Source organism: Flavonifractor sp. An100 (genome assembly GCF_002161175.1).
Classification (GTDB): domain Bacteria; phylum Bacillota; class Clostridia; order Oscillospirales; family Oscillospiraceae; genus Lawsonibacter.
In genome coordinates this window covers 1-10,417 of the sequence record NZ_NFMA01000041.1, presented here as the reverse complement: position 1 = coordinate 10,417, position 10,417 = coordinate 1, and the positions used below count along the sequence as shown (strand labels likewise).

Sequence of the window (10,417 nt, the reverse complement as noted above, 5' to 3'; positions counted from 1 at the left end):
CTGCGCTACACCCGGATATAAAATGATTATAACTGTGGTCAAACATGTGGTCAAGGCCGTTTTTTGACCAACGACTTTGCCGAAATGGTTCCCGCTTCTGGTAGTGTCCCAGCGGGTTGCGGGGTTGCGGTTTTGTCCTCATGGATGGCCCCCGCGCGCTCCCAAATAGATAAAGAAAGATTTTTTGCACAATTTCTGCTTGCTTTTGACCATATCCGCTCCATTTCACTTGCTTTCTATCACTCTTTGAATACAGTCTTTCCGCATACTCCACACCACACTGTGGCTGAAAATGTGGTCAATCGCTCCCGGCTCGAACCGGCATCGGTTCAGGCTGGGAGTGCTTTTTCACTTTCTTGTACCCGCCCGATACAAGCCCTGCAAGTGCGCCGCCCCCACCGTTTACAGCTCAAAATTTACGGGGCTATAAACAATATTAAGGGCTTCTCCGACTTGCCCGCGAACGCGCAATCCCGTATTGTTTGGTCAGCTGAAAATACGCTTAGGAAGTGTATTGAAAGCCTTGGCCGCTGTGTCCGCCTCTGCGCCCTGGATGCTGAAGGCGACAAGATCAAGCTGGGCAGCGTGGTGACAGACATCCACAGAAGCCTCCTGCCCAGCTGGACGAGATCGTGGCTGCGGCCCCCTCTATGCTTATCGCCATCTGCCATATCCTCAGGAGCAAGGTCCTGTTCCGTGATTTGGGCGCAAATTATTTCGATGGGTTCCACCGGGAACATAAGATCCGCAGCTATCTAAAACGCCTACAGACCCCGGGCTGGGTGTCTGTCCTCCTTCCGTTGTCTAAATTGCTCAAATCCATGGTCCGGTGCGGAGATCTGAGGCGGGTAGATTTGTTGTGCCCTGCCGGAAGAGCTGTTTTCAGAATAAAGAAAACATCGATAAGCGGATCATCGTGACCAAGGAGAAACCAAATGGCATCCAGGCAGCGATCTCGGTGTGAGCGCCCGCACAGCACTCCCTGCCGTCTCCATCACGGCGTGGTGCGGCGGCGGCAAGTCAAATTTCCGCATAGCGCCGCCCGCGCCCCCGTACGGTGCATCACCTCTCGTCCGCTAAACTTGTGATTGACTTTTTCCCTTCACGGTGGTAAATTGATATAAACCGTTGAGAAAGAGCAAGTAGCTTCAGTGCAGTTGCTGACAGAGAGCCGCGGACGGTGGGAGCGCGGTAGCAGAAGCTGGAGTGAATGGGCTTTTGAGGGCGAGCTGAACCAGCTGTAGGCAAGCCGGAGTGCGAACTCCGTTATCAAAGAGAGCATATGACCGTATGCGTGAGTGGACGCGGTTCGCCGCGTCAAGCCGGGTGGCACCGCAGGAGCGACACGCTCTTGTCCCTGCATGACATTTTGTGGGGACAGGGGCGTTTTTTGCTGCCTGTCCCGGAAAGGGGTACCATATGAAACTGGAAAACTATGAGGTCCATCTGCCCAGCTACTCCATCGGCGACAAGATCTATGACAAAATCGGCCCGGTGTGCGAGTCCTACGGCAAAACTGTACTGGTCATCGGCGGGCGGAAAGCGTTGACCGCCGCCTATGACAAGATCGCCGCGCATGTGGCCAAGACCAATCTGGAGATCATCGGCACGGAGATCTATGGTGAGAACTGCACCTATCAGACGGTGGAGCGCCTGCGGGCCCTGCTCCTCTATCAGCAGGCGGACATGGTGTTCGGCGTGGGGGGCGGCAAGGCACTGGATACTGTCAAGTGCCTGTGCATCCCCGACGACAAGCCGGTGTTCAGCTTCCCCACCATCGCCTCCAACTGCGCGGCGACTACATCGGTCTCCATCATGTACAATGAGGACGGCACATTCCTTCGGCCCCACTTCTTTGTCCGCCCGGTCATGCACACATTCATTGACACCGAGATCCTTGCCAAGGCCCCTAGCCAGTATATGTGGGCTGGCATCGGCGATACCTACGCCAAATACTATGAGGCCATGATCTCCTCCCGGGGCGAGCGCCTGGAGCACTTCACCGCCCTGGGCGTGGAGGTCAGCCGCATGTGCCGCGACCCCCTGCTGATATACGGCGCCAGGGCTCTGGCGGACCACCGGCAGGGCCTGTGCACCTATGAGGTGGAGCAGGTGGCGCTGGCTATTGTGGTCACCACGGGCATCGCCTCCATCTTCCTCACCAAGGATTTCACGCCGGACTACAACAGCGGCCTTGCCCATGCCATCTTCTACGCCCTCACCCGGTACCCGATCCTGGAGGAGCGGCATCTCCACGGAGAAGTGGTGGGATTCGGCATCCTCATCGCACTACTTGCGGACGGCCAGGAGGCGGAATTTGAAAAGATTTATCAGCTCAACCGTTCCATCGGTCTGCCAACCCGGCTGGCCGATATTGAGATCACTCCGGAGCAGTGGGATGCCTGCCTGGACGTCATTCCCTCCATGTCCGATGTCTCTCACTACCCCTATCCGGTTACCCGGCAGATGCTGGAGGGCGCCATGGCCGTTCTGGAGGAAAGGGCGGTGGGCGGACAGTGAAACCGGCAAAAGCAGGCGCCATCGCTCTTGGCGTGGCATTTGTGTGGTTCACCACCCACTTCGGCGGAGGATTTGCCTCCGGCGCCCAGATCTACAGCTATTTTGTGCGCTACGGAGTCTGGTGCATCCTCATGCCCGTGCTGGCCATGGCCTACAACGGGGTATTCTTCGCATACAGTCTGCGGTTCGCCCGCAGACACCAGACCTATGATTACCGCTCCTACAATGACGCCTTTTACGGGCGGTTTGCTCCCCTCTTCTCCAATCTGTTCGAGCTGCTGTACCTGTGCGTGATGTGCGTGGCCCCGGCGGTGGCGTTCGCCACAGGGGGCGCCACATTAAGCCAGCTGACGGGCCTGCCCTATCTGCTGTGCACCTTTTTCATCGGGGTGTTTATCTTTGTGGTGGCGATCTTCGGCACAGACCTGGTGCGGCGGGTGGCCTCTGCGCTGTCCATCTGCATCATCGCCGGGCTGCTGATCGTCTATGTCCCCAACATCGGCGCAAACTTCTCTAAGATCGGTGAGGCCATACAGCAGATGAACGCCCAGCCCCTGGGCCTGGGCCCGGCACTGTACTCAGCGTTCCTCTACGGCACGTTCCAGCTCTCCAACATCGCGGTCTTTGTCCAACACGCCAGGTCCTTTGAAAAACCGGAAAACGCGGTGAAAAGTATGGCCCTGGGAGCAGTGCTCAACGCCCTGATGATGGTCATGGTGGTGCTGGGCCTGATGACCGTCTATACCGACCCCGAGGCCGCCTCCCAGAGCGTGCCCACTCTGTTCATGGTGGAAAAGGGTGTGGGCGCCTCCTTTATGACGCCGCTTATCTCCCTGCTGATCATCCTGGGTGCGGTGTCCACGGCGGTGAATATGGTGGCCGCCATGGTCAAGCGCGTGTGCGGCGAGCGCTCCGTCCAAGCCGCTACAGGGCAGCGGCCCCAGCTACGGGTCAGCAAAAAGGAAGCTGCGACCGCCCTTATCTGCTGCGCAATGGATTTCGGCATCGCCCAGTTCGGCCTGCTGAACTTGATCCAGCGGGCATACAGCGCCATCGCCTACCTGGCCATTCCTGTCATTCTCATCCCCTACCTCATCCATATGATCGTCACCCGATTTGACACGAAGTCCGTCGGGCAGCGCGCAGAAATCCCCGCAGACCACTGAATGCTCCATCTGTGCATATACATCAAAGCACTGCAGCAGAGAAAACCGCCGCTTTCCAGCTGGAAAGCGGCGGTTTTATGATTATAATGACAACTAAGAAAAGGGGGCGCTGTGTATGGCATTTGTTGAGAGTGAAGTTGTTGAACTGAAAGCAGAGGTCGTGGGAGATATTTGCAAAGAGATCATTGCCTTTGCCAACACAAAAGGTGGTACGCTGTATATTGGCGTCAGCAACGATGGAAGTATCGTGGGAGTCAAAAACGCCGACCAAACCATTTTGCAATTGAACCCTCCACTACAAGACCTCCATTTCAACGATTTATCCGGAATTTCAGAAGTAATGCTTGCAGTTCTTTCAAAATTATGTTAAACTGTAAACATACATCAAGAGAAGTTTTTGTATTAAATATCTAAATCCCGCTTTTCCTTTGACTTGGACGCAGTACCGTTGGAATGCTTTGACCCGATGGACTTTCCCTGACCGAGCAACACAAGGAAGGGCGGCTTTTCTTTTTCCAGCCCGGGATTGCCGGGTCTTGCACACGTGCCCTTGCTGCAGAGCGCTTTCCTTTGCCAGCCGCTTGGCGAAGCGGGACGGAGTCTGTGCGGTCAGTCACGAAGAGAATAAAGGGGGGAATATCAGAACCGAGCAGTCCGACCGTCCGCAGAACCCAGACTGAAGGGAGAGCGCCCGGCACTTGAGCTTTTTCGACAGATTGCAAATTCTAAGATTCATATCCTGAACACATGCGCGGAAATTCACACGAATTTTTGAATGGAGGATGATCTGCTATGGAAGACAATCGCGTGATCGAGTGTATTGAGAGAGCCGACTATATCCTGTCCAACCTGATGGCGGTAAAGCCCGGAGAAGAGGTTTTGATTGTCATCGACCCCCAGACGGACATGCGGATGGCCAACGCCATGGCGGCCGCGGCGCTGAAGTGCGGCGCGGAGTACGGCATCTACATGATGCCCATCCGTGGCAAGGACAAGGCCACCATCTTCCCCAAGTCCCTGGAGCTGGGCATGGACGCCTGCGACGTGTTCGTGGGCATGACCACCTCCTCCGGCGCGGCCATCTACAACAATCACCTGAAGGAGCTGATCAACCAGAAGAAGCTCAGAGAGGTGTCCATCTGCCTGCGGAGCATTGACAACTTCACCCGCGGCGGCGCGCTGGCCGACTACGAGGCGGTGTACGCCGACGGCGAGAAGCTGCAGGCCATCTGGCGCGGACACAAGATGGCCCACATCACCACCCCCGCGGGTACCGACCTGTACATGGAGATGAACCAGATGGAGCCTATCATCGAGTGCGGCATCGCCCGGAATCCCGGGGACGCCATGGCCTGGTCCGACGGTGAGGTCTCCCTGGGTCCCGTCATCGGCACCACCCACGGCAAGCTGGTCATCGACGGCCCCATCTGCTACTACGGCTGCCCCGCCATCCCCGTGGAGCTGAAGATCGAGGACGGCCGCATCGTGGAGGTCGTGGGCGGCGACGCCAAGATCTGCAAGGAGATCCGCCGTCAGATCGCCGAGGTGAAGGACTCGGACAACATCGCGGAGATCGGCATCGGCCTGAACCCCGCCTGCATGTTCAACGGCGACTTTGAGGAGGAGAAGAAGGCCCGGGGCACCTGCCACATCGCCATGGGCAACGGCTTCTACTACGGGCAGCCCGCCCGCTCCACCGTCCACATCGACATGGTGCAGTACAATCCCACCGTCATCTTCGACGAGGGCACCCCCGAGGAGGTCGTCATCGTCAAGGACGGCAAGGTGGTCTGCCTGGGCGACAAGTGAGATACGGCAAACTGGAACATCTGAGGCATCGAAAGGAAGCATTGGTATCGACTAAAATTGGAACAGGAGGAAACATGAAAAAATTATTGGCTCTGACTCTGGCGTGCGCAATCTCTCTGGCTATGCTGGCCGGCTGCGGCTCGGGCTCCGGTTCGGGCGGCTCCGGCGGCGGGACCCAGACCCTCTCCATGGGCACCGGCTCCAGCGGCGGCACCTATTACGCCCTGGGCGGCGTTATGGCCACCGCCATGGAGAGCCGTATGGACGGCATTATCATCTCTCCCCAGGCCAGCGGCGCCTCGGTTGAGAACATGAACATGATCAACGCCGGCGAATTTGACCTGGGCATCGCCATGAACGCCACCGCCGTGCTGGCCCACGAGGGCAAGGACGCCTTTGAGGGCAACCCGGTCACCAACGTGCGCGCCATCGGCGTGGTGTACCACGAGGTGTACCAGATCGTGGCCGCCGCCTCCACCGGCGCTCACAACGTGGAGGATCTGGCCGGTCTGACCATCGCCGTCGGGCCCGCCGGCTCCGGCACCATCGGCTGCACCCAGGCGGTTCTGGAGGCCGCCGGCATGGACATGAACACCGATATCAAGCCCCAGAACGACAGCTTCGGTGACGCCTCCACCAAGATGCAGGACGGCCACATCGACGCCGCCTGCAACACCCTGACGGTGCCCGCCTCCAGCATTCAGGAGATGCTCACCGCCATGGACCTGAACTACATCAACATCAGCGACGAAATCCTGGCCACCATCCAGGAGACTCAGCCCTACTACTCCCGCTACGTCATCCCCGCCGGCACCTATGACCGTCAGACCGAGGACATCAACACCATCACCTGCCAGGCGGTTCTGTACTGCCGGGCCGACCTGGATGAGGACACGGTCTATCAGGTCACCAAGGCCTTCTATGAGAGTGCCGACGAGATCAAGGCCGGTCACACCGCCGGTAAGGACATCAGCCTGGAAGGCGCCCTGGAGGGCGTGACCACTCCCGTTCACCCCGGTGCCGCCCGGTACTATGAAGAGATGAGCATCGAGGTTGATCCCAGCCTGCTGATCGACTGAGCGGACGCCGAAGGGCTCCTCCGAATCCGCTGAAGCAACGGGGGGCGGCAGGGCGGCTGCATCTGCCGCCTCCCTTCCTATCTCATGCGGATGAGATAGAAAGGAGGCAATTGCATGAGCGAAGAGAAAAACGTAAGCACCACTACTGTGGATGGCGTAGAGGTCCTCAATGAAGCGGAACTCATGGAAAAATATGACCGTGAGTCCAAGTACCGCCACCTGGAGGGCATCCCCCGCGCCATTGTATTCGTCATCGGCGTGTGCTGGTCCCTGTTCCACCTTTACACCGGCCTGTTCGGTGTGTTCCCCTCTACTCTGCAGCGCGCGCCCCACCTGGCCGCCGCCATGGTGCTGGCCTACCTGCTCTACCCCATCGCGGGCAAGGCGGGCAAGACCATTCCCATCTGGGACTGGATTTTGTGCATCCTGTCCTTCTTCTGCGGCGCCTACCACGTGTTCAATTACGAGGCCCTGCTCCTCCGCTCCGGCCTGTACACCCAGATGGATATGATCGTCAGCATCATCGCCATCATCCTGCTGCTGGAGGCCGCCCGCCGGGTGGTGGGTCCCATCATCGTGGGTCTGGGCATCTTTTTCCTGCTGTACGCGGTGTTCGGGGAATATTTCCCCGGCTTCCTGGGCCACGGCGGACTGAGCCTGAAACGGGTGGTCTGCTTTGAATTCCTGGGCACCGAGGGTATCCTGGGCACTCCCATCTATGTGTCCTCGTCCTTCATCTACCTGTTCCTGATCTTCGCCACCTTCTTAAAGGCCAGCGGCGTGGGCGACTGGATGACCGGCATGGCCATGGGTGCCTGCGGCGGCGCCGCCGGCGGACCGGCCAAGGCGGCCGTTATCGCCAGCGCCCTGGAGGGCACCGTCAGCGGCAGCTCGGTGGCCAACACCGTGGGCTCCGGCTCCATCACCATCCCGCTGATGAAAAAGACCGGCTACCGGCCTGAATTTGCCGGAGCCGTCGAGGCGGCCGCCTCCACCGGCGGCCAGATCATGCCCCCCATCATGGGCGCGGCGGCCTTTATCATGACGGAGTATGTGGGCGTGCCCTACAACACCATCGCCTTTGCCGCCGTGATCCCCGCCATTCTGTACTTCACCGGCATCTACGCCAACGTACACTTCGAGGCCATGCGCAAGGGCCTGCTGGGCGTACCCAAGGATCAGCGGCCCAGCGTCTCCCACCTGATGAAAACCGGCTGGTATAAGATCGCTCCCCTGCTGATCATCATCTTCCTGCTGGGCAGCGGACGCTCGGTCATGTACTCCGCCCTGTTCGGCATCGTGGCCTGCATGATCATCTGGCTCATCAACTCCTTTACCAGCGGGGAGAAATTCAACCCCGTGGAGTTCGGCAAGATGTTCATCATGGCACTGGAGGAGACCGCCCGGGGCGCCATCTCCGTGGTTCTGGCCTGCGGCTGCGCCGGCATTATCGTGGGCAGCATCACCATGACCGGCCTGGGCCTGAAGCTGGCCGGCGGCATCGTGGACCTGTCCGGCGGACTGCTGATGCCCACCCTGGCCCTCACCATGCTGTGCTGCATCTTCCTGGGTCTGGGCCTGCCCACCACCGCCAACTACATCATTCAGGCCACCATCACCGCTCCCGCTCTGGTGGAGCTGGGCATCCCCGCTCTGGCTGCCCACATGTTCGTGTTCTACTTCGGCATCGTGGCTGACATCACCCCGCTGGTGGGCCTGGCCGCCATCGCCGGCGCCGGCATTGCGGGCGCCAGCACCATCAAGACTGGCCTGAACGCCTCACGACTCGGTATCTCGGCCTATGTGGCGCCATACGTCTTTGTCCTGAATCCGGTGCTGCTCTTGATTAACACCGAGGGGTGGAGTACCCCCATGTTCGTCCTTATGATTGTAATGGCCGCCGCCGTTACCATCGTAGGCATGGTGTGTCTCGCCATGGGCCTGTCCGGCTACTGCATCATGCCCTGTAATATCATCGAGCGGATCATACTGATCGCCGGCGGCATCTTCATGGTCATGCCCAGCCCCTGGAGCGACATCGTCGGCATCGCCATTCTGGTGGCCATGATTGTCCAGCAGAAAATGCGGAAAAAGAAAGTGGCACTGAATTCCTAGGGACCCGGTTCCCCCCGTTGCCCCGCACATCTGGTCCCGCCCGCCCGGAGCAGCTGTCTCCGGACGGGCGGGGCCCTTTTGCTGCGCAAATACAGCAAACCATATCATGTGCCATGTACTCGCCCCTACTGGCCTACTTCTACCACCGCATTACCAACGCTGTCTGTGAGGGTATTAACTCCATGATACAGGCAGCCAAACGGAAAGCCCGTGGCTTTAATACCTATGAGGGCTTTGCCTCGATGATTTACCTCGTTGCTGGTAAACTCCAACTCGCTGTCCCTAACCCTTTCTAAATACTCCTATCCACTAAAACGGGAGTAGAGCCGTTTTTATAGACACATTAAAGTAGGGTTTCGCAACAAACTCGTCCGTATCAGTCTCCGTTTTCTGCCCTATGATATCCGAATTACGGCCGGGATTGTCAGTCAGCGTACAAACGCAACGGAAGAAACCATCGGGCCCATTCAGTTTTGTCAGCCTATAACGTTTATGACAGGAATCAGCTTTGAGCCATAGGGCAAGGGGGGCCACAACCTTACCGAGCGTTTGAGCAAGGCGTATCTGCATTATTCTCTCTCCGCATTATAATTCTCTCGACTTTTGGCTTCCTTTGCGGTATGGTGTGTGTACCCTCGAGAGGAGGAGAGACGACCTGTGATACAAACCGCCAAGTTCGCAAAAGCCATGTACATCGGGAGGAACAATTCTGGCAGCCTATGTATCTTTCCGATCCTTTGGCGAGCCTATCCATACGGCATTGCAGCAAGAAGGCCCGCAGCGGTGTTTGCCGCTGCGGGCCTTGCTGTATCCTCAGGTCGTGTACAATAGCATCGACTGCCAAAAAGGAGGAATCGGATCATGGAATATGTATGTACCTGCGGCCCGGAGCAACTCCGGGCGTACGCCCGCTATCTCCAACAGGAGGAGAAGAGCCCCGCCACCCTGGAGAAATATCTCCGAAGTGCGGGGGATTTTATCCGCTGGCTGGCCGGACGGGAGGTGAGCAAGGAGGCCGCGTCCGGCTGGAAGGCCCACCTGGTGGAGCGGGACTACGCCCCCGCCTCTGTCAACGCTATGCTCTCCGCCCTGAACAGTCTGCTGGGCTTCCTGGGGCGGCCGGAGTGCCGGGTGAAATTCCTAAAAATCCAGCGGCGGCTGTTCCGGGACCCGGAGCGGGAGCTGACCCAGGAGGACTACCAGCGATTGCTGGCCGCCGCTAAAAATCTGGGGCGGGAACGGCTGGCCCTGCTGGCGGAGACCATCGGGGCCACCGGTATCCGGGCCAGCGAGGTTCAGTACATCACCGTGGAAGCGGTCCGGCAGGGCAAGGCGGAGATCTCTCTGAAAGGCAAGATCCGCACCATCCTGCTGCCCGGAAAGCTCTGCCGCAAGCTGTTGAAATATGCCGGAAAACAGAAAACCGCCTCCGGCGCGGTGTTCCGCACCAGAAGCGGGAAGGATCTGAGCCGCCGGCAGATCTGGGCGGAACTGAAAGCCCTGGCCAAGGCGGCGGGGGTGCCGCCCAGCAGGGTGTTCCCCCACAACCTGCGGCACCTGTTTGCCACGGTGTTCTATCGCTCCTACCGGGACATCGCCAAGCTGGCCGACCTGCTGGGCCACAGCAGCATCGAGACCACCCGCATCTACCTGGTCTCCTCCGGCGCGGAGCACCGGCAGGCCCTGGACCGGCTAGGGCTGGTGTCATAGGACGGAATCAACATTCCG

At 58.9% G+C, this 10,417-nt stretch carries 8 protein-coding genes; all 8 read left to right on the top strand.

What is annotated here, in order from left to right; all coding sequences use genetic code 11:
* Positions 1–63 precede the first annotated feature (63 nt).
* Positions 64–759 carry a hypothetical protein gene (locus tag B5E43_RS14980; protein ID WP_143383023.1) on the top strand — a complete coding sequence of 232 codons (696 nt, stop codon included), beginning with the start codon at positions 64–66 and terminating at the stop codon, positions 757–759.
* A gap of 660 nt (positions 760–1,419) precedes the next feature.
* Positions 1,420–2,520, top strand: a complete 1,101-nt coding sequence (locus tag B5E43_RS14475) for an iron-containing alcohol dehydrogenase family protein (protein ID WP_087397851.1) — start codon at positions 1,420–1,422, stop codon at positions 2,518–2,520.
* Complete coding sequence (locus B5E43_RS14470) at positions 2,517–3,686, top strand: hypothetical protein (protein WP_087397849.1); 1,170 nt, start codon at positions 2,517–2,519, stop codon at positions 3,684–3,686. Before B5E43_RS14475 ends, B5E43_RS14470 begins: the two co-directional genes overlap by 4 nt.
* 115 nt (positions 3,687–3,801) lie before the next feature.
* A complete protein-coding gene (locus B5E43_RS14465) occupies positions 3,802–4,056 on the top strand; it encodes an ATP-binding protein (protein ID WP_087397848.1) in 255 nt (84 codons plus the stop codon).
* 422 nt (positions 4,057–4,478) lie between these two features.
* On the top strand, positions 4,479–5,495 hold the full coding sequence (locus tag B5E43_RS14460) for an aminopeptidase (RefSeq protein WP_087397846.1): 1,017 nt from the start codon (positions 4,479–4,481) through the stop codon (positions 5,493–5,495).
* A 74-nt stretch (positions 5,496–5,569) separates the two neighbouring features.
* Positions 5,570–6,574 carry a TAXI family TRAP transporter solute-binding subunit gene (locus B5E43_RS14455; protein WP_087397844.1) on the top strand — a complete coding sequence of 335 codons (1,005 nt, stop codon included), beginning with the start codon at positions 5,570–5,572 and terminating at the stop codon, positions 6,572–6,574.
* Positions 6,575–6,688: 114 nt separating this feature from the next.
* Positions 6,689–8,689 (top strand): TRAP transporter permease, encoded by a 2,001-nt coding sequence (locus B5E43_RS14450; protein ID WP_087397842.1) that lies wholly within the window; start codon positions 6,689–6,691, stop codon positions 8,687–8,689.
* Positions 8,690–9,550: 861 nt separating this feature from the next.
* Positions 9,551–10,399: a tyrosine-type recombinase/integrase gene (locus B5E43_RS14435; RefSeq protein ID WP_087397837.1), complete on the top strand. Its 849-nt coding sequence runs from the start codon at positions 9,551–9,553 to the stop codon at positions 10,397–10,399.
* Positions 10,400–10,417: the final 18 nt, after the last annotated feature.

What these genes read in the sequence shown, in the direction of transcription:
- B5E43_RS14460 (WP_087397846.1), top strand. Translation starts at nt 4,479, where the DNA reads ATGGAAGACAATCGCGTGATCGAGTGTATTGAGAGAGCCGACTATATC.
- B5E43_RS14475 (WP_087397851.1), top strand. Translation starts at nt 1,420, where the DNA reads ATGAAACTGGAAAACTATGAGGTCCATCTGCCCAGCTACTCCATCGGC.
- B5E43_RS14450 (WP_087397842.1), top strand. Translation starts at nt 6,689, where the DNA reads ATGAGCGAAGAGAAAAACGTAAGCACCACTACTGTGGATGGCGTAGAG.
- B5E43_RS14455 (WP_087397844.1), top strand. Translation starts at nt 5,570, where the DNA reads ATGAAAAAATTATTGGCTCTGACTCTGGCGTGCGCAATCTCTCTGGCT.
- B5E43_RS14435 (WP_087397837.1), top strand. Translation starts at nt 9,551, where the DNA reads ATGGAATATGTATGTACCTGCGGCCCGGAGCAACTCCGGGCGTACGCC.
- B5E43_RS14465 (WP_087397848.1), top strand. Translation starts at nt 3,802, where the DNA reads ATGGCATTTGTTGAGAGTGAAGTTGTTGAACTGAAAGCAGAGGTCGTG.